Genomic DNA, 18,081 nt, shown 5'->3' with positions numbered 1-18,081 from the left:
GCGGGGCCTTCCGCCAGGGGGCCGGGGGCCTACGTGCGAGGAGGCAGGTCGTCGAGGGCGTCCTGGACCGTGGGGTAGACGGGGATGCGCGTCGTCAGACCGGTGATCCACAGGATGCGCGTGGCCCCGCGCTCGGTCCCCACCAGCGCCAGCCGGCCGCCCTCCCCGAGGGCGCGCCTCCAGCAGTTGACGATCAGGCCGGTGCCCCGGGAGTCGAGGAGGTCGAGACCCGTGAGGTCCATGATCAGACGCGGGCCGAACGCGGCGAAGACCTGGTCGACGAAGTCGACGGCGAGAGCGTGGACCGTGTGGTCGAAGCTCCCCCGGATCGCCACGACCGCCGCGCCCTCGGCGGCCCTGGCCGTGAACAGCGCCGCCGGCGTCTCCAGGCGAAGATCGGACATCAGCCGGCCCCGCGGACGTGCGGGCCGAGCTGACCGTCCTGGGTGACCTGGGCGACCAGGACGCAGGTGTCGTCGGCCGCGTTGGCCGGCACCATGGCGTTCATGACCGCCGACAGCCGCTCCTGGGAGGCGGGCGCGATCGGCCTGAGCGCCTCGGCCAGGGCGGCGCTCGTGAGATCCAGGCCCTCGTAGAGGTCGCTGCCGCGCTTCTCGATGAGCCCGTCGGTGAACATCACCATGAGATCGTCGGGCCTGAGCCGTACGGTGCCGCAGGTGTAGGTGGCGTCCTCGAAGACGCCGAGCAGCACGCCCGGGTGGAGCAGGCGCTCCACGTGGGAGCCCCGGGCCAGCAGCATCGGGGGGTGACCGGCGTGGGTCCACCGCAGGGTGCGGTCGGCCGGGTGGTAGCGGGCCACCAGCGCGGTCGCCAGCACGTCGGGCCGGAGCTTGCACAGCAGACGGTTCAGCACGGTGAGGATCTCCGCCGGATCGTGCCGGGCGAAGGCCAGGCCGGTGATCGCGTGGCGGAGCTTCGCCATGGCGGAGGCGGCGGCCACCCCGTTGCCGGCCACGTCCCCCACGGCGAGCAGCACGTCGCCGTCGTCCAGACCGATCGCCTGGTACCAGTCACCGCCGAGATACGCCGCCGTCTCGGCGGGCTGGTAACGGGCCGCCACCCGCAGGCCCGGCAGGGTGAAGGGCTCGTCCTGGACCGGCATGACGATCTTCTGCAGGTGGGCGGTGAACCGGTTCTCCTCCTCCAGCCGCTGCTCGCTGTCGTCTCGGACCCAGGTGGCCAGCAGGCCGTCGTCGTAGCGGGCGAGCCGCATGACGTAGTCCGACCGGTGCGGGACGCCGTCGGCGGCCTCGACGTGCTCATACCGGCTGGGCCGCTCGGACACGCCGGTCTCCATCACACGCAGGTGCGCCTGCCACAGCGGTGTGTCCAGCACCGAGGGGTAGCACTGCCGGACGCGCAGGCCGACCAGCTCCCCGCCCCGCCGGCCGTGAACGTCCTCCGCCTCCGGGCTCACGGCCTGGATGACGAAGTCGACGATCGTCCCCGAGGCGTCACGGATCGGCACGGACCAGCTCGCCGACCCGGGCATCACGTCGAGCATGACCTGCGCCCGGGCCGTCGAGGCCGACAGGCGCTCGGCGGCGGGCAGCACCTCCATGAGCCCCTCGAACACGCGATCGTCCGCCGGCGCCGAGCCGTCCGGGGCCGCGCACGCCTCCGGCGGGACCGCGTAGGCTCCCGCCGGAGCCGCGTACGCTCCCGTCTGGGCCGCACCGCGCCTGCCGGGGGAGGGCATGGTCTGTCTGGTCGATTTCAGGACGTCCGGCCTGCTGGAGGGCAGCAGGCGACGCTCATCTCCTGGGCTCAGGATCGCTTCCTTCCGCATGGCCGCGCGCCGGCCTTGAGGGAGCCGGGGTGACGGGGCGCCGGCACGGGCTTTGACAGATGGTGCAGATGGTCGTGTGCGGTCGGGGCGGTTCAAGCACTGAAATATACGCGGACGGTGGTGCCGCCCTGGATGGTGTGGACGCGGACGAGATCGCTGAGCAGGTTGGTGACGAGCAGGCCGCGGGATCCCCGCTGGCGGGGATCGACGGGCCGGCGTCCGGCAAGGGGGTCGACGATGTGACCGGCGTCGCTGACGTCCATGACCACATGCCCGTTCTCCGACCAGATACGCACGGTCCCCGAGCCCCCGCCGTAGTCGAGGCTGTTGGCCGCCAGCTCGCTGGCGATCAGCCGCAGGTCCTCGAGCCGCTCTCCGGACAGTCCCATCCGGCCGGCGTGTCCCACGACGAAGTCGCGCACCCGCCCCAGGTCGCCCGGGGAGAAGCCGAGGGCGGCGGCGTCCGCCGGGTCGCGCAGCGGCCGGTTGTAACGGCCGATGACGCGTTCGGGCGCGTAGTCGCGGCTGGGACGCGAGCCCGAGGCGTCCACGAGGAGGGGGTGGGTCATCTCCGCGTCAGCGATCACCGAGGGGGCGAGCCCGTCGAGGTCGTAGGGGCACAGGATGGTGACGGCACGCCCGGAGAACGCCAGGTTGATCAGCGCCTCGTGCTGGGCGCAGGCGGGATACTCCGTCTCCGAGCGGCCCGGCCAGATCGGCTCGCCGATGATGCGGACCCTGCCGGCGGGGTGGAGGTCGGCGAAGGCGTACAGGACCCCGGGGATGATGCGGCCCGGGTTCCGGCCGGCCTCCGTCATGTCGAGGAAGCGCACTCCGGAGGCCGCCGCGCCGAGCTCGTCCCGGAGCAGCTCCACGTTCGGCGCGGGCACGGCCACCGCGACCGGCTCCCCGGCCGCCAGGCCCTCGCGGACGAACGGCACGGTGCCGTCGAGATACTGCTGGGCTCCCCGGTAGAACAGCGCCGGGTGGACGAACGGATCCACCGTGGTGGTGGTCGCCGTCGTGCTCATTGCGTCTCCACTTCGATCGGGGAGGGGTCCGGTCCGATCAAGGTGAGTACGGATCTCAGACAGTAGGGCGCGTGGTGCAGGAACACCTTTTTCCCGACGGGGAGGCTACGCGCGGCCTCGGTCAGCAACCAAGCCCCCCGGACGTCTACGAACGTCAGCCCGGAGAAGTCGAGGTGCATGTCCTCACCCCTGATGACCAGTCCGCCCAACGCCTCCTCCCAGAGTCTCCTGGTCGTGCGGTCGATCTCACCGCTCACCCTCAGCAGGGCGGGCGCCTCCAGCAGGTCGACGTGGAGATCGTGGGGGCTCGGGTCACGGAGCCCGGCGGCCGGAGGCGGTCTGCACGGTCGCGCCTCTGGCCAGATCGTCATGATGACCGTCCTGAAGTCGGCGTTGAACACCTCCAACGTACCCGTTGTCCTCTTTCACAGCGAAAAGGGTGCGCCGACTCCATGGCGAAAGGGGACGAGAAGATCACGGCGGCGTGGAAGAGGTGACGGCGGCGCGGAAGGGGAGGTCACGGTGGCGGCGCGGAAGGGGACATCAGCGCGGCGCGGAAGGCAGCGCGACATGGAAGCAACACGGCGCGGAAAGCGGGGGGCGGAGCCACGGCGGCATGGAACGGAAAGCACGGCGGCACGGAAACGGAAAGGAGGGAAGACCGGTCCAGGCGTCCCTCATGCCGAAAAATTCCGGCATACCCCACTAATTCCGGTGCACCTTATGCAGGAAAATGACGGGCATGCGCATTCTGATCATCGGTGGGACCCGGTTCGTCGGCCGGCACATCACCGAAGCCGCGATCGCGGCCGGGCACGAGGTCTCCCTGCTGCACCGAGGGCAGACGGGGCCGGAGCTGTTCCCCGAGGCGGAGCACCTGCGGGCCGACCGCAACGCGGATCTGTCGGTCCTGCGTGAGCGGCGGTGGGACACGACGATCGACGTCAGCGCCTACCATCCGGGGCAGATCGCCTCCCTCGCCGGCGCGCTCTCCACGGGCCAGTACGTCTTCGTCTCCAGCACCGCCGTCTACACCGTCCCGAAGGAGCCGGGCTTCGCCGAGGACTCGCCGCTGGTCGAGCTCGACGGCCCGATCCCGGAGGCGGTCACCATCGAGACCTACGGGGCGCTGAAGGTGCTCTGCGAGCGCGCCGCGGTCGAGCACTTCGGGTCGGAAACCCTGATCGTACGGCCGACCTACGTGATCGGCCCGTACGACTACACGGGCCGGTTCACCTACTGGGTGAACCGGATCGCACGCGGCGGCGAGGTCCTGGCTCCGGGCGACCCCACGGACCCGATCCAGGTGATCGACGGACGCGACATGGCCGCCTGGATCATCGCCATGGCCGAGAAGGCGGGCTCGGGCGCCTTCCACGCGGTCAGCCCGCCCCCGCCGTTCTCCTTCGGAGACATGCTGGAGGCGATCGTGGCCGAGGTCGGACCGCCCGGGACCACGCTGACCTGGGTCGGGCAGGACTTCCTGCGCTCCGAGGGAGAGGACGGGCGGTCGCTGCCGCTCTGGTCGGAGGGCGGCGGGCACGCGGCGGTCAACACCGCGGATCCGGCCGCCGCCGCGGCGGCCGGTCTCAGCCCGCGTCCGTTCGGCCGGTCGGTGCGTGAGATCCGCGAGTCCGAGGCGTCCTTCTCGACGGACACCACGATCAGCCCGGACCGGGAGGCGGACCTCCTGGCCAGGTGGCGCTCCCGCCCTCAGGGATGATCACACCCTCACGGGTCCGGCGCCCGGGTCCGGCGCCCACGGGACGGCCGTCATGAGGTGGCGCGGGACCGGCGCGCGCGAACGGCCGTCATGGGGCGGCACAGGGCCGGCTCCCGCGAGGGATCGTCACGGGATGGCCTGCGCGGGTCCGGCTCCCGCGAGCGGCCGTCACGCGGTGGCGTCGGTCTGGAGGACCGCCTGGATCTCGATGACGATCTGGACCTTCTCGCTCAGGGCCACGCCACCGCCGGGGATGGGGCCGTTGTAGCTGACGCCGAAGTCCATGCGGTTGATCTCCCCGGTGGCCGTGAACCCAGCGCGGCCACCGGCGAAGGGGTCGGCGGCGAAGGGGTCGGGGCCGAACCCGTTGACCTCCAGCTTCAGCGGGACCGGGCGGGTCACCCCCTTGAGGGTGAGCTCGCCGTCGAGCAGGAAGCCGTCACCGTCGGGGCGGATCCCGCTGGAGCGGTAGGTCATGGTCGGGTGGACGTCGGCCTCGAAGAAGTCGGCGGAGCGGACGTGGTCGTCCCGCTGCTTGTTACCGGTGTCGACCGAGGCCAGATCGATGGTCGCGGTCACGCTCGACTCCAGCGGGTCGCCGCCGGTGACGATCCGGCCCTCGAAGGCGAGGAAGCGCCCGCGCACCTTGCTGATCATGAGATGCCGGACGACGAAGCTCACCTCGGAGTGGGCCGGATCGATGGCCCACGTGCCGGCGACGTAGCCGGGGATCTCGACAGCCTTGGTCGTCATCGTGTCTCCTTGGGTTACCTGGGGTAAGGCGGTTCCCTTTGATAGGTCGGTTCCGAAGGGGAACCGCCTCTATCCTGGTGACACTTCGCCAAAAGTGACAAGAAGGCACTTTCACCTCATTTAGTTACCTGGAGAGAACCATGGACAGCACGGCCTTCTCCGAGCGCACCAGGGCCGCCTGCCAGGCCCGCGAGATCCTGGACCGCGTCGGGGACAAGTGGTCGCTGTATGTGATCTCCCAGCTGAGCGACCGCACCAAGCGGTTCAACGAGCTCAAGCGCGACATCGACGGCATCAGCCAGCGCATGCTGACGGTCACCCTGCGCGGGCTGGAGCGCGACGGCATCATCTCCCGGACCATGTATCCGGTCATGCCGCCCCGCGTCGACTACGCGCTCACCCCGATGGGCCGCACGCTGCTCGACACCGTCGGCTCCCTCGTCTCGTGGGCCGAGGAGCACGTCGACGAGATCGAGGCCACCCGCGCCCGCTACGACGCCCGCACCGAGAGCTTCCCCGAGCCCGAGTGAGCCGCCGGGTCTCAGACCCCTATGTCCCGGGCGACGTTGTCGAGCCGGTCGGCCAGCAGGTCGAGCTGTTCGTCCGTGACCACATCACCGGCGGTGAAGTCCGCCACGTCCCGGCGGCGCGCGATGATCAGCGCCCGGTGGTCATCGTCGATCTCCCCCTTCTCCAGGACCAGGCAGTCGCCGCGGACGAACACCAGGGCGGTGTCGGGGTCCGGTGATTCCAGCAGCCGCCGGACGCATTCCCGGTCGATGAGCGCCATGGAAGCACCTCCTTGTCCGAAGGCGGCCATACCCTGCGCACCCGCCGGCTTAACGGACACGCAGGTCAAGCCGGTCCACCGGACGGCACGGCCCGCCCGGGACCGCGGCGAGGTCGGCCGGGCCGGCGGCGAGATCGGCCGGGCCGGCGCGGCGGCCGGAAGAAGCGCGTCAGCTCACCCGGCGGCCCTTCCTGCGGATGGGGATGGTGCTCATGTTCGTCATCGCCGGACGCGGATCCCTGAACCCGTAGCCGTGGGCCTCAAGGAGGGCGATCGCCTCCTGCTGGGCCGCGGCCTCGCCGCCCGCCGCGTCGGCTGACACCTGGCAGCGGAACGTGAACCAGCTCAAGGTCTCGTCATAGACGAAGGTGCCCTCCTCGCTGAAAGGGCTCCCGGTCACGTCCTGGTCGTCGGCCCGGCCGAGGCGGTCGAGGAGCGCGGCCCGGTCGGCGTCGCCCAACCGGTCGAACTTGCCACGAATGATCACTCGAAAGACGTGCCGCGTCATGGTGTCCTCATCCTTTCCGGACGGCGCGCGCCGGAGCCCGCCCGGCGGGCCACCGCCCCGGACGCACCCCGCCCGGCGGGCGGGTGCCGCGCTCCGCACCCGCCCGTCCATCGTTGAACGTAGTGCAAATTTGAAGTCCACTGCAAATTTATACTAGCCTCCAGACGGACCTCGATGCCCACCGGCGGCGGAGCGACCGGACCGCCACGGACACCGGGCCGCCCACCCCTGTAAACGGATTGCTCACCCTTATGAGTGAGTAACTCACTCACTCGCCGTGTAGGGTCATCCGCGTGATCATGACGTCCCATTCCCAGCGCGCCGCGCCGCTCCCGCCGGACGAGCGGCGTGCCGCGCTCATCGCGTCCACGCTGTCGCTGGTGCTCGCCCACGGCCCCGACGTCAACACCCGGCAGATCGCGCAGGCGGCCGGCGTCGCGGAGGGGACGATCTTTCGGGTCTTCGCCACCAAGGACGAGCTCGTGGACGCGGCCGTGGCCAGCGCCTTCGACCCCGACCCGCTGCTGCGCGACCTGGCGGCCATCGACCGCGCGGCCCCCCTGGACGCCCGGCTCGTCGCGGCGGTCGAGATCCTGCAGCAGCGCACGACGCGCGTCTTCCGGCTGCTGGACGCCCTGGGGTGCGGGAGTGCCGTCGAGGCCGGCCGCAACCGCCAGATCCGGCTCGGCCAGAACGTCGTCATCCGGCAGGCGCTCATCGACCTGATCGAGCCCGGCCGCGACCGGCTGCGCTGCGGTCCGCAGGAGGCCGTGCGCCGGCTGCAGCTGCTGACCGTCGCGTGCAGCCATCCCCGGTTCGTCGAGGACGACCCGCTGTCACCGGCGGAGATCGTCTCCATGCTGCTGGACGGCATCCGCCTGCGCCCGGAGCACGACGCGCCCGATCCGGACGCCACCGGCGGTCCGGAGACCTCCAACAGCTCCGACACCCCAAGCGGAGGGCACCACTCATGCTGAGCCGGCTGCTACGCACCTATCTCAGGCCCTACTCATCGACGCTGACCGCCGTGGTGGTGCTGCAGATCGTCGGCACCATGGCCTCGCTGTACCTGCCCAGCCTCAACGCCGACATCATCGACCAGGGCGTCGCCACCGGCGACGCCGGCTACATCCTGTCCGCCGGCGGCTGGATGCTGTTCGTGTCCCTGATCCAGATCATCTGCTCGATCGCGGCGGTCTACTACAGCGCCCGCGCGGCGATGGGATTCGGCCGGGACGTCCGCTCAGCGGTCTTCCACCGGGTGGGCGAGTTCTCCACCCGGGAGGTCTCCCAGTTCGGAGCGCCCTCGCTGATCACCCGCAGCACCAACGACGTGCAGCAGGTCCAGATGCTCGTGGTGATGGGCTGCACGATGCTGGTCTCCGCGCCGATCACGGGCATCGGCGGCATCATCATGGCGCTGCGCCAGGACCTCACCCTGTCCTGGCTCCTGGCGGTCTGCGTCCCCGTGCTGCTGGTGTCGATCGGACTGATCATCTCCCGCATGGTCCCCCAGTTCCGCGCGATGCAGGAGCGCATCGACCGGGTCAACCAGGTCCTGCGCGAGCAGCTGACCGGCATCCGCGTCGTGCGCGCCTTCGTCCGGGAACGCGAGGAGACGCTCCGGTTCGCCGGGGCGAACGACGCGCTGACCGCGACCGCGCTGCGCGCCGGGCAGCTGATGAACCTCATCTTCCCCGTCGTGCTGCTGATCCTCAACGTCTCCGCCGTCGCCGTGCTCTGGTTCGGCGCCGGCCGCGTGGACAGCGGCGAGATGCAGGTCGGCGCCCTCACCGCCTTCCTGATGTATCTGATCCAGATCCTCACCTCGATGATGATGGCCACCTTCATCTCGATGATGATCCCGCGCGCCGCGGTCTGCGCCGAGCGCATCGGCGAGGTGCTCGACACCGAGTCGTCGGTGCGCCCGCCCGACGATCCCGTACGGCAGGTGCACGGCCGCGCCGAGCTGGAGCTGCGGGACGTCGAGTTCCGCTACCCGGGCGCGGCGGCTCCGGTGCTGTCCGGCATCTCCTTCCGCGTCTCCGCCGGGCAGACCACCGCCGTCGTCGGCAGCACCGGAGCCGGCAAGACGACGCTGGTCTCCCTGGTGCCCAGGCTGTTCGACGCCACCTCCGGCACGGTTTCGGTCGACGGCGTCGACGTCCGCGACCTCGACCCCCAGATGCTCTGGACGCGCATCGGCCTGGTGCCGCAGAAGCCGTACCTGTTCACCGGGACCGTCGCGAGCAACCTGCGTTACGGCAACCCGGACGCCAGTGACGAGGAGCTGTGGCAGGCGCTGGAGGTCGCCCAGGCCCGCGACTTCGTCGAGGCGATGCCCGGGGGCCTCGACGCGCCCATCACACAGGGCGGCACGAACGTCTCCGGTGGTCAGCGGCAGCGGCTCTCCATCGCCCGAGCGCTGGTCAACAAGCCCGAGATCTACCTGTTCGACGACTCGTTCTCGGCTCTCGACCTGGCCACCGACGCCCGGCTGCGCGCCGCCCTACGCCCCTACACCGCCCAGTCCGCCGTCGTCATCGTCGCTCAGCGGGTCTCCACCATCGCCGGCGCCGACCAGATCATCGTGCTCGACGACGGCGTGATCGTCGGCATGGGGACCCACGACGAGCTGCTGGAATCCTGCCCGACATACATCGAGATCGTCGAGTCCCAACTAGCCGCGGGGAGCGCAGCATGAGCGACCGGCCCATGACGACCACGCCACCACGCCCGCCGGCGGGCGGCGGCCTCTTCGGGCGGGGCCCCTTCGCCGGGGCCGGGATGCTCGTGGAGAAGTCGATGAGCTTCTGGCCGTCCACGCGGCGGCTGATGCGGCGCCTGGCGCCCGAGCGCGCGAGGATCACGGTGGTGCTCGTCCTCGCCCTGATCGGCGTGGTGCTCTCCGTCATCGGGCCGAGGCTCCTCGGCTGGGCGACGGACATGATCTTCGACGGCGTGATCGGCAAGCAGCTGCCCTCCGGGATCACCAAGGAGCAGGCGGTGGCGGCCGCCCGCGCGGCGGGCGACGACAGCTTCGCGGACATGCTCTCGCGGATGGACGTCGTGCCCGGTCGCGGAGTCGACTTCGGCGCACTGGGCACGCTCGTGGTCTGGGCGGTGGTGCTCTACGTCGCGACGTCGGTCTTCGCCTGGCTCCAGGGCTACATCCTCAACGACGTGGTCCAGCGCACCGTGTACCGGCTCCGGTCCGACGTCGAGGACAAGCTGAACCGGCTCCCCCTGCGGTTCTTCGACGGCCAGCCGCGCGGCGAGCTGCTCAGCCGGGTCACCAACGACATCGACAACGTGTCCCAGACCCTGCAGCAGACGATGAGCCAGCTGCTGACCTCGCTGCTGACCGTGATCGGCGTGCTGGCGATGATGTTCGTGATATCGCCGCTGCTCGCGCTGATCGCCCTGGTGACCATCCCGCTGTCGATGGTCGTCACCAAGCAGGTCGCGAAGCGCTCGCAGAAGCTGTTCGTCGCGCAGTGGACCCACACCGGCACCCTGAACGCCCACATCGAGGAGGCGTTCACCGGCCACGAGCTGGTGAAGGTGTTCGGCCGCCGGCCGGAGGTCGAGCAGGCGTTCCAGGACCGGAACGAGGAGCTGTTCAAGGCCAGCTTCGGCGCCCAGTTCATCTCCGGGATCATCATGCCGACGATGACCTTCATCGGGAACCTCAACTACGTCGCCATCGCCGTCGTCGGGAGCATACGGGTCGCCACCGGGACGATGAGCCTGGGCGACGTCCAGGCGTTCGTCCAGTATTCGCAGCAGTTCACCCAGCCGCTGACCCGGGTCGCCTCGATGGCCAACCTGCTGCAGTCGGGGGTGGCCTCGGCCGAGCGGGTCTTCGAGCTGCTGGACGCCGAGGAGCAGGAGCCGGACCCCGCCGACCCGGTGCCGCCCGCCTCCCGGCGGGGCCGCGTCGAGTTCGAGCACGTGTCCTTCCGCTACGAACCGGAGCAGCCTCTCATCGAGGATCTGTCGCTGGTGGCCGAGCCCGGGCACACGGTCGCGATCGTCGGCCCGACCGGCGCGGGGAAGACCACCCTCGTCAACCTGATCCTGCGCTTCTACGAGCTGGACTCCGGCCGGATCACCCTCGACGGCGTCGACGTCACCGCGATGCGCCGTGAGGACCTGCGCTCGCACATCGGCATGGTGCTCCAGGACACCTGGCTGTTCGGCGGCACCATCCGCGAGAACATCGCCTACGGCAACCCCCGGGCCACCGAGGAGGAGATCCTGGCCGCCGCGCAGGCCACGTTCGTCGACCGGTTCGTCCGCACCCTGCCCGACGGCTACGACACCGTCATCGACGAGGAGGGCGGCAACGTCAGCGCCGGGGAGAAGCAGCTGCTGACCATCGCCCGCGCCTTCCTCTCCGACCCGTCCCTGCTCATCCTCGACGAGGCCACCAGCTCGGTCGACACCCGGACCGAGGTCCTGGTCCAGCACGCGATGGCCGCGCTCCGCTCCGACCGCACCAGCTTCGTCATCGCCCACCGGCTGTCCACCATCCGCGACGCCGACCTGATCCTGGTGATGGACGCCGGCCGCATCGTCGAGCACGGCACCCACGACGAGCTGCTCGCCGCCCAGGGCGCCTACCACCGGCTGTACGCGGCGCAGTTCAGCGGCGCGCTGGTCACCGATGACGACGAGGTCAGCGGGGAGGAGGAGGTGGCGGGGGTGCGGGGATAACCGGCGGTTCCGCCGGGGCGGCGCCCGCCCCCGCCCCGGCGGAACCGGCGGAGCGGCGGGCGGTCAGGCGCGCGGCGTCCGGCCAGCGCACGCCGTACGCCCAGCCTGCCCGTTCGAACCAGCGGATCAGGCGGGCGCTCGGGTCCAGCTGGCCTCTGAGCACCCCGTGGCGGGCGCAGGTCGGGTCGACGTGGTGCCAGTTGTGCCAGCCCTCGCCGAGGGTCAGCAGCGCCACCCACCGGACGTTGGAGGAGCGGTCCCTGCTCCTGAAGGGGCGTTCGCCGAAGGTGTGGGCGATGGAGTTCACCGACCAGGTCACGTGGTGCACCACGGCGTAGCGGACCAGCCCGCCCCAGAAGAGGGCGGTCCACATGCCGCTCCACGACATCGCCCACAGCCCTCCCACCGCGGCGGGCAGCAGGAACGACAGCACCGCGACGGCGGGATAGGCGGAGTCGAAGCGCCGGACGTCGGGATCGGCCATCAGGTCCGGCACCCAGTGCTGCCGGCTGGAGCGGCGGCGCGCGGTGTAGAACCAGCCGACGTGGGCGTGCGCCATGCCTCGCAGCAGGGCCAGGCCGCTGTCGCCGTAGCGCCACGGCGAGTGTGGGTCGCCGGGCCGGTCGGCGTACTTGTGGTGGCGGCGGTGCTCGGCCGTCCACAGCGTGACGGGGCCTTCGAGCGCCATCCCGCCGGCCAGCATGAGCGCGATCCGCAGCGGCCTGCGGCATCTGAAGGCGCGATGGGTGAAGTGCCGGTGGTAGCCGACGGCGATCCCGAAAACGCTGACCAGATACATGACGACGGCGATGACCGCGTCGCGGGGACCGATCCCCCACCCCCAGACGGCGGGGACCGCGACCGCCAGGGCCAGCACCGGCAGTATGACGAGGGCGACCAGATAGACGGCGCGGCGCCCGGCCGTGACCGCCACCGTCTCGGCCGCGCCCGGCTCCGGCACCGTCTCGGCCGCGCCCGGCTCCGGCACCGTCTCGGCCGTGCCCGATTTCGGCACCGTCTCGGCTGCCCCTGACTCCGGCACTGTCTCGGCCGTGCCTGACTCCGGCTGACCCGGCGGGAAGGCCGACGTGGTCACGCTACCTCCTTCTCCTGGCGGTCTTCTTCTGCTTCTCCTGGCGGCCTCCTGGCGGCCTCCTCGCGGTCGGCGGAGACCGACCGGTCTCCTCGCGGCGGCGGAGACCGCCTGCGCACGGTCCGGCCACCCATTCAACGGCCGGACGGCGGGGTGGCGGGACTTGCCGGGAAGTGACGTCTTGATTACGTACGGGAGTCAAAACAATGCATTCGGTAGCCATCCTGAGGTAATGTGACGCCCACCTGAGCAATGGCTACGGAAAGTGACGATCTCCGTCCGCCATGGCTTCAGCGGCCGGTTCACGCGTGAGACGGAGGGTCCTACGGCATGGGTGCTGTCGATCAGTCGGCTGCGGGCGACCACCTGGAGAGAACGGGCGACCATCTGGCGAGATACGACGCGGCCGTGGCACGCGATCCGGGGTCCGCCTCCGCCCTCGTCCAGGAGTGGATGCGCACCGACTGGCGCGCGCTGTTCGCGGAGCTCCGCGAACAGCGGCCGATCTTCGTCACGCCGGCGTTCACCGTCGTGACCCGTTACGCCGATGTCGTCGAAGTGCTCTCCCGGGAGGAGACCTTCACGGTCAGGGCCTTCGGCCCGCGCCTGGACGCGGCCCTGGGCGGGCCGTTCATGCTCGGCAGGGACGCGACGCCGATGAACTGGCGGGAAAAGGGGCTGATGCAGGTCATGCTCGCCCCGCAGGACGTGGCGGACCTGCGCGGACTGGTGGGACGGATCGCGGACGAGGCGTTGGACGCCGCGGCGCGGCGCGGACGGATCGAGGCCGTCGGCGAGCTGTTCCGGCACGTCGCCCTGCGCGTGTGCGGAGATTACTTCGGTTTCCCCGGGCCCACTCCGGAGACCCTGTCACGGTGGACGAGGGCCGTTGTCGTCGACGGCTTCGCCAACTTCCAGGGCGACCCGGCGGTCCAGGCCGAGTCGGTCCGTGCGGGCGAGGAGATGATGGGCTACCTGCGCGGCCTGCTCGCCGAGCGCCGGGCCGCCCTGGCGGCGGGGCGGGGACCACTCCCCGACGACGTCTTCACCCGCCTCCTCCACACCGCCCTCCCGGCCGAGGTCGGCGTCGGCGACGAGCGACTGCTGATCAACATGGCGGGGCTGCCCCTCGGATCCGTGGAGAGCGGGCCGGGCGCCATGGTGGAGGCGGTGGAGCAGATCATGCTCCGCCCGCAGGTGCGGGCGGAGGCCGTCGAGGCCGCCGCCGACCCCGACCCCTCCCGTTTCGACCGCTACGTCTGGGAGGCGCTGCGGTTCAGCCCGTTCTTCAAACTGCTCCCCCGGCTGTGCGAGCGCGACTACGTCCTGGCCGCCGGCACCCCGCGCCGGACGGTCATCCCCGCGGGGACGTTCGTGCTCGCCGCGCCGGCCTCGGCCATGTTCGACCCGGACGTGGTGGAGGAGCCCGACGATTTCCGCCTCGACCGGCCGGAGCACCTCCGGCTCTACTTCGGCCACGGCCACCACGCGTGCCTCGGCGTGCATCCCGCCCGGGCCGTCATCTGCGAAACCGTACGCCGCCTGCTCCGCCGCCCCGGCCTGCACCCGCTCCCACCGCCGGACGGGGTGATCGTCCGCGCCCACGGGATCTTCCCCGACCGATACGTCCTGGGGCTCGGCCCGGCGGGGAAGGGGGCGTGACGGTGAAGCCCACCAGAGCGAGCGCGCGGAGCATCGCGACCGACGGCGCCGCCAACCGGCTGAGGTTCCTGGCCCTGACCAACGGGCGCCCGCTCTGGGACCTCGCCCAGCGCGTCCAGCCCGTACGGCGGCGCCTCAACGCCTCGCTGATCGACCACGCGATCCGCGAGATGCCGCCCCGGCCCGAGCCGCTGAGCACCATGGCCGACTACACCTCGTGGGCCTCACTGACCGACCGGACGTTCAACGGGCGCCACATGCCACCGGCCACGGGAGACGGGAGCGGCCGGCCCACCCCCGAGCGCGCCGCCGACCTGTTCACCCGCGGCGACGCCATGATCCCGTGCCCCCGGTCCACCGTGCTGTTCGCCTACTTCGCCCAGTGGTTCACCGACGGCTTCCTCCGCGGCGACACCCACGTCCCCAGAGATCCGCGCAAGAACAGCTCCAACCACCACATCGACCTGAACCAGCTCTACGGGCTCGACGACACGGCGACCGCCGCCCTGCGGACGTTCGACGGCGGACTGCTCAAGAGCCAGCTCATCAACGGCGCGGAGTTCCCTCCCCACCTCTGCGAGAACGGCAAGGTCAAATCCGAGTTCTCCGCCCTCGGTGTGATCCGTTTCGCGGAGCTCACCGACGCGCAGCGCGACACCCTGTTCGCGACGGGCAGCGACCGGGGCAACATCCAGATCGGCTTCACCATGCTCACGGTGCTTTTCCTGCGCGAGCACAACAGGGTGGCACGCCTGCTGGCCGGGCACTATCCGCGCTGGGACGACGAACGCCTGTTCCAGACGGCGCGCAACATCCTCATCGTCCTCCTCATCAAGCTGGTGGTGGAGGAATACATCAACCACATCACCCCGTATCACTTCCGCTTCACCCTCGACCCACGGCTGTCGGCCATGCTGGCCCACGCGCCCTGGCACCGGCAGAACTGGGCCTCGGCGGAGTTCAACCTGGTATACCGCTGGCACAGCCTGATCCCCTCCACCCTGTCCGTGGGCGGCCGGGAGCTCCCGATGGCGGAGACCATGATCGGAGGAGCGCTCATCCCCGGGCCGGGTCTGGGCCGGCTCTTCGAGGACGCCTCCCGGCAGCGCGCCGGCCGTATCGGCCTGTTCAACACCGACCCCGTCCTGCGGGAGGTCGACGTGGCCAGCATCGCCGACTCACGCGCACTGAACCTGGCCCCCTACAACGGCTACCGCGAGCACTGCCGCTTCCCCCGCGTGCGCCGCTTCGATCAGGTCTCCGGTGACCCGAGGGTGAGCGAGGCGCTGCGTGGGCTCTACCGGAGCGTCGACGACCTGGACCTGTACGTCGGCCTGTTCGCCGAGGAGCCGGGGGCCCCGGAGGCCATGCTGCCGCCGCTCCTCACAAAGATCATCGCCATTGACGCCTTCTCGCAGGCGCTGACCAATCCCCTGCTGGCCTCGCGGGTGTTCAACGCCGCGACCTTCTCCCCGGCCGGGATGAAGATCATCGCCACCACGCGGACGCTGTCGGACGTGCTCCACCGCAACGTCCCCGAAGACCCGCGGCCGCGTCCGGTGAGCCTGACCTGGCAGGCGACGCGGTGAGCGGCGGAGATGCCGCCGCGGACCACCCCCGCCCCGACGCCCGCGGGGCGGGCGCCCCAGCCGGAGACTCTCCGGCCACAGGCGCCCCGGTCGAAGGTGCCCGAGCCGAGAGCCCCTCGGCCGGAGACGCCCCGGCCGGAGTCACCCCGGCCGGAGGTGCCGCAGCCGAGGGCGCCCTGGCCGAAAGTGCCCCGGCCGCGGTCGCGGAGCTGCTGCGTGCCGCGGCCCGTGAGCTGGCCGACATCGGGACGGCGGTCCAGGAGGCGTCCGTCCACGCCACCGCGGCGCTCACCGACGGTGCCGTGCTCGGCGCCCTGCCGCGCGCCCCGGCGGAGGGATACCGGGCACAGCGTGCCCTGCTCCGTGCGGTGACGGACCGCAACGGGCTCGGATACGCGGTCGCCGGCGGCCGGCTGGGCGCTCTCGCGGCCAAGCTGGGCGGCATGGCGGGCGCCGAGAGCCTGGCCGTCCTCATCCTGGCGACCTCGCTGCGGCTGCGGATCACCGCCGTGACCCTGAACCACCCGGAGCTGCTCGACGACCCGCTGCTGAGCAGGCTCATCGGAGCGGTCGGCGCCGACCGCGACATCGAGTCGGTCCGGGCACTGCGCGCCCTGCTGAAGGACCGCGGCGCCGTACGCACCCTCAGCGGGCTTGCCCCGGTCTTCGGCGAGGTTCTCGCCCTGCGGGCCCTGCTGGACGAGAACCCGCTCAACGACACCGCCGCGTGGCTGATCGCGACCGGGAAGGGGTATGCCAGCGCCGATCCGATCACCGGCCTGAGCAACCGGGCCATAGCGGTCCTCGACACGGGAGACGGAGCCGCACGCCGCCTGGAGCCGGACCCCGCCGAGGCCGCACGGCTGGGATCGCGGGGCTCGCTGCTCGACTTCCTCGCCAACATCGGCGTCGTCGGCACGACCGGGCGGATGCTCATCCAGAGCGTGACGGGCCCGGACGGCGTGGTGCGCCACGTCGTCCAGGTGCCCGGCATGAGACCCGGCCGGCCCGACACCGACTCCCCGCAGGATCTGCTCGGCGCCTTCAGCAGCGCCGTACTGGACAGCGGCCCCTACAGCCGCGCACTGATCAAAGCCATCGACGATTTCGGCATCCCGCCGGGGGCCGAGATCGCCCTGATCGGGCACAGCTCGGGCGGTGCGGCGATCATGAACCTGGTGCAGGACACCGGATTCTGCGCCCGCTACACCGTCACCCACGCCGTGGCCGTCGGATCGCCGGTCGACTTCAAGAGGCCCGCGGACCCGCGGACCTGGATCGCCAGCGTCACCAACCAGCACGACATCATCCCCACTCTGGACGGGCAGGGCGCGGGCAACTGCTTCGACCTGCATCCTGACTGGTATGTGGTGGACTATTTCGACTCGACCCACCTGTTCCCGATCTGCCACAGCATCGAGCACTACGCCGCCAACATCGCCAACGACCTGCCCGAGGCCCGCGACCGGATCGACCGACAGCTCACGCCGTACCGGGGGCCGGTCACCCGCTCACAGATCTACCTGCTGTTCGACCGCGCCCCCCACCCCGAGGGCTTCCCCTTCCTGACCGTGCCGACCTATCCGGCGACGACGTCGCGGGGAGCGCTCGAACTGCCGGTCAGGTGCCAGGACGGCTCCGCCCTCACCGCCTACTTCGCCGCCGACCCGGGCGTGGCGGCGGCCCTGCTGGAGGAGACCGGGCTCGGGCCCGCCGTCCGGATCGCGGGGCGTGCCCTCGTCGCCCTCCACGCCTCCTGGGACCGGCGGACCAGCCTGGGGGGCTACCGCGAGGTCGACCTCGGGATCATCGTGCACGATCCGTGGCGGCCGCGGCCGTTCCGGATCTGGCCCGATCTGCTCCGGAGGGCGGACCGCCGGCACTCCGGCAGCTGCTCCGTCGGCTCCGTGGTCGACGCCGACACCGTGTCGGCCGTGGCTCCGGAGATCTGGGGCCGCCGGCCGTCCGTCGCCCCCCTGGACATCCGGCTCACCGCGCGCTCCGCCCGTATCGTGGTCGGCGGCCCGGACGACAGGCTCCTCACCCTCCGGGGGCCGCTCGGCCCTGGAGTCCCGATCGAAGGCCGGGACCTGGTCAGCTACTCACGCCACGGGGGCACCACGCTGCGGTCGTGCGTCGAGACGCGGGGCCGGGGACGGGCGCATCCCGCGCCGCGGGCACGGCTGACCGTCGGACGGACGGCCCATCCCATGGCGCGGCACCTGCGCGACCTGGGCCTCGACGGCGCCCGCCCCCTGCTGTGCCTGTCCACCGCCGCCCACCAGACGCTCCGCGCCGCCGGCGTCCCGGTGCGGACCACCTGACCTGGCGTCCCAGCGCCGACCACCAGACCTGGCGGACCGGTGCCGACCACCTGAACGACGACCACCTGACCGCCTGACC

The 18,081-nt window shown here is 71.2% G+C and carries 16 protein-coding genes; 8 read left to right on the top strand and 8 right to left on the bottom strand.

The window, feature by feature from the left end:
* Window positions 1-29: 29 nt before the first annotated feature.
* From J2S55_RS20270 to J2S55_RS20255, 4 genes are all read right to left on the bottom strand, one after another.
* Window positions 30-404: an STAS domain-containing protein gene (locus tag J2S55_RS20270; protein ID WP_306863316.1), complete on the bottom strand. Its 375-nt coding sequence runs from the start codon at window positions 402-404 to the stop codon at window positions 30-32.
* Window positions 404-1,810 carry a PP2C family protein-serine/threonine phosphatase gene (locus J2S55_RS20265; protein ID WP_306863313.1) on the bottom strand — a complete coding sequence of 469 codons (1,407 nt, stop codon included), beginning with the start codon at window positions 1,808-1,810 and terminating at the stop codon, window positions 404-406. The genes J2S55_RS20270 and J2S55_RS20265 overlap by 1 nt, the downstream gene beginning before the upstream one ends.
* Before the next feature lie 92 nt (window positions 1,811-1,902).
* On the bottom strand, window positions 1,903-2,841 hold the full coding sequence (locus J2S55_RS20260) for an anti-sigma factor RsbA family regulatory protein (RefSeq protein WP_306863310.1): 939 nt from the start codon (window positions 2,839-2,841) through the stop codon (window positions 1,903-1,905).
* Entirely contained in the window at window positions 2,838-3,242 is a 405-nt protein-coding gene (locus J2S55_RS20255) for an STAS domain-containing protein (protein ID WP_306875498.1), read from the bottom strand. Before J2S55_RS20255 ends, J2S55_RS20260 begins: the two co-directional genes overlap by 4 nt.
* 341 nt (window positions 3,243-3,583) lie before the next feature.
* On the opposite strand from J2S55_RS20255, the gene J2S55_RS20250 reads away from it, so the two are divergent.
* On the top strand, window positions 3,584-4,564 hold the full coding sequence (locus tag J2S55_RS20250; RefSeq protein WP_306863306.1) for an NAD-dependent epimerase/dehydratase family protein: 981 nt from the start codon (window positions 3,584-3,586) through the stop codon (window positions 4,562-4,564).
* A gap of 168 nt (window positions 4,565-4,732) precedes the next feature.
* On the opposite strand, the gene J2S55_RS20245 is transcribed toward J2S55_RS20250, so the two are convergent.
* The gene (locus J2S55_RS20245; RefSeq protein ID WP_306863303.1) at window positions 4,733-5,317 is read right to left on the bottom strand and encodes a YceI family protein; all 585 of its coding nucleotides are present in this window, start codon (window positions 5,315-5,317) and stop codon (window positions 4,733-4,735) included.
* A 140-nt stretch (window positions 5,318-5,457) separates the two neighbouring features.
* Here J2S55_RS20245 and J2S55_RS20240 point away from each other — a divergent pair, with 140 nt between their 5' ends.
* Complete coding sequence (locus tag J2S55_RS20240) at window positions 5,458-5,847, top strand: winged helix-turn-helix transcriptional regulator (protein ID WP_306863300.1); 390 nt, start codon at window positions 5,458-5,460, stop codon at window positions 5,845-5,847.
* A gap of 11 nt (window positions 5,848-5,858) precedes the next feature.
* On the opposite strand, the gene J2S55_RS20235 is transcribed toward J2S55_RS20240, so the two are convergent.
* Together J2S55_RS20235 and J2S55_RS20230 are read right to left on the bottom strand one after the other, a co-directional pair.
* Window positions 5,859-6,107: a hypothetical protein gene (locus J2S55_RS20235; protein WP_306863298.1), complete on the bottom strand. Its 249-nt coding sequence runs from the start codon at window positions 6,105-6,107 to the stop codon at window positions 5,859-5,861.
* Between the two features lie 169 nt (window positions 6,108-6,276).
* Window positions 6,277-6,615, bottom strand: a complete 339-nt coding sequence (locus tag J2S55_RS20230; protein ID WP_306863295.1) for a DUF6204 family protein — start codon at window positions 6,613-6,615, stop codon at window positions 6,277-6,279.
* A 299-nt stretch (window positions 6,616-6,914) separates the two neighbouring features.
* Between J2S55_RS20230 and J2S55_RS20225 the strand changes: the two genes are divergently transcribed.
* Genes J2S55_RS20225 through J2S55_RS20215 form a run of 3 tightly spaced genes read left to right on the top strand, consistent with a single transcriptional unit; the run spans window position 6,915 to window position 11,334 of the window.
* Window positions 6,915-7,592: a TetR/AcrR family transcriptional regulator gene (locus J2S55_RS20225; RefSeq protein ID WP_306863289.1), complete on the top strand. Its 678-nt coding sequence runs from the start codon at window positions 6,915-6,917 to the stop codon at window positions 7,590-7,592.
* Entirely contained in the window at window positions 7,586-9,319 is a 1,734-nt protein-coding gene (locus J2S55_RS20220) for an ABC transporter ATP-binding protein (protein WP_306863286.1), read from the top strand. Before J2S55_RS20225 ends, J2S55_RS20220 begins: the two co-directional genes overlap by 7 nt.
* On the top strand, window positions 9,316-11,334 hold the full coding sequence (locus tag J2S55_RS20215) for an ABC transporter ATP-binding protein (RefSeq protein ID WP_306863283.1): 2,019 nt from the start codon (window positions 9,316-9,318) through the stop codon (window positions 11,332-11,334). The genes J2S55_RS20220 and J2S55_RS20215 overlap by 4 nt, the downstream gene beginning before the upstream one ends.
* Here the strand turns inward: J2S55_RS20215 and J2S55_RS20210 are convergent.
* A complete protein-coding gene (locus J2S55_RS20210) occupies window positions 11,297-12,295 on the bottom strand; it encodes an acyl-CoA desaturase (protein ID WP_370879791.1) in 999 nt (332 codons plus the stop codon). The two genes, J2S55_RS20215 and J2S55_RS20210, sit on opposite strands and share 38 nt — an antisense overlap.
* Window positions 12,296-12,757: 462 nt before the next feature.
* On the opposite strand from J2S55_RS20210, the gene J2S55_RS20205 reads away from it, so the two are divergent.
* Genes J2S55_RS20205 through J2S55_RS20195 form a run of 3 tightly spaced genes read left to right on the top strand, consistent with a single transcriptional unit; the run spans window position 12,758 to window position 18,002 of the window.
* Entirely contained in the window at window positions 12,758-14,089 is a 1,332-nt protein-coding gene (locus J2S55_RS20205; protein WP_306863277.1) for a cytochrome P450, read from the top strand.
* Window positions 14,086-15,678: a peroxidase family protein gene (locus tag J2S55_RS20200; protein WP_306863274.1), complete on the top strand. Its 1,593-nt coding sequence runs from the start codon at window positions 14,086-14,088 to the stop codon at window positions 15,676-15,678. Before J2S55_RS20205 ends, J2S55_RS20200 begins: the two co-directional genes overlap by 4 nt.
* Window positions 15,675-18,002 carry a hypothetical protein gene (locus J2S55_RS20195; protein WP_306863271.1) on the top strand — a complete coding sequence of 776 codons (2,328 nt, stop codon included), beginning with the start codon at window positions 15,675-15,677 and terminating at the stop codon, window positions 18,000-18,002. The genes J2S55_RS20200 and J2S55_RS20195 overlap by 4 nt, the downstream gene beginning before the upstream one ends.
* Window positions 18,003-18,081: the final 79 nt, after the last annotated feature.

Source organism: Streptosporangium brasiliense, assembly GCF_030811595.1.
Classification (GTDB): domain Bacteria; phylum Actinomycetota; class Actinomycetes; order Streptosporangiales; family Streptosporangiaceae; genus Streptosporangium; species Streptosporangium brasiliense.
Note: the sequence above shows the minus strand (reverse complement) of the source record. Positions and strands in the feature narration are given on the sequence as shown.

Bases quoted from the DNA above. Each gene is read 5' to 3' on its own strand.
- J2S55_RS20270 (WP_306863316.1), bottom strand. From the start codon at position 404: ATGTCCGATCTTCGCCTGGAGACGCCGGCGGCGCTGTTCACGGCCAGG.
- J2S55_RS20265 (WP_306863313.1), bottom strand. From the start codon at position 1,810: ATGCGGAAGGAAGCGATCCTGAGCCCAGGAGATGAGCGTCGCCTGCTG.
- J2S55_RS20260 (WP_306863310.1), bottom strand. From the start codon at position 2,841: ATGAGCACGACGGCGACCACCACCACGGTGGATCCGTTCGTCCACCCG.
- J2S55_RS20250 (WP_306863306.1), top strand. From the start codon at position 3,584: ATGCGCATTCTGATCATCGGTGGGACCCGGTTCGTCGGCCGGCACATC.
- J2S55_RS20245 (WP_306863303.1), bottom strand. From the start codon at position 5,317: ATGACGACCAAGGCTGTCGAGATCCCCGGCTACGTCGCCGGCACGTGG.
- J2S55_RS20240 (WP_306863300.1), top strand. From the start codon at position 5,458: ATGGACAGCACGGCCTTCTCCGAGCGCACCAGGGCCGCCTGCCAGGCC.
- J2S55_RS20235 (WP_306863298.1), bottom strand. From the start codon at position 6,107: ATGGCGCTCATCGACCGGGAATGCGTCCGGCGGCTGCTGGAATCACCG.
- J2S55_RS20230 (WP_306863295.1), bottom strand. From the start codon at position 6,615: ATGACGCGGCACGTCTTTCGAGTGATCATTCGTGGCAAGTTCGACCGG.
- J2S55_RS20225 (WP_306863289.1), top strand. From the start codon at position 6,915: ATGACGTCCCATTCCCAGCGCGCCGCGCCGCTCCCGCCGGACGAGCGG.
- J2S55_RS20220 (WP_306863286.1), top strand. From the start codon at position 7,586: ATGCTGAGCCGGCTGCTACGCACCTATCTCAGGCCCTACTCATCGACG.
- J2S55_RS20215 (WP_306863283.1), top strand. From the start codon at position 9,316: ATGAGCGACCGGCCCATGACGACCACGCCACCACGCCCGCCGGCGGGC.
- J2S55_RS20205 (WP_306863277.1), top strand. From the start codon at position 12,758: ATGGGTGCTGTCGATCAGTCGGCTGCGGGCGACCACCTGGAGAGAACG.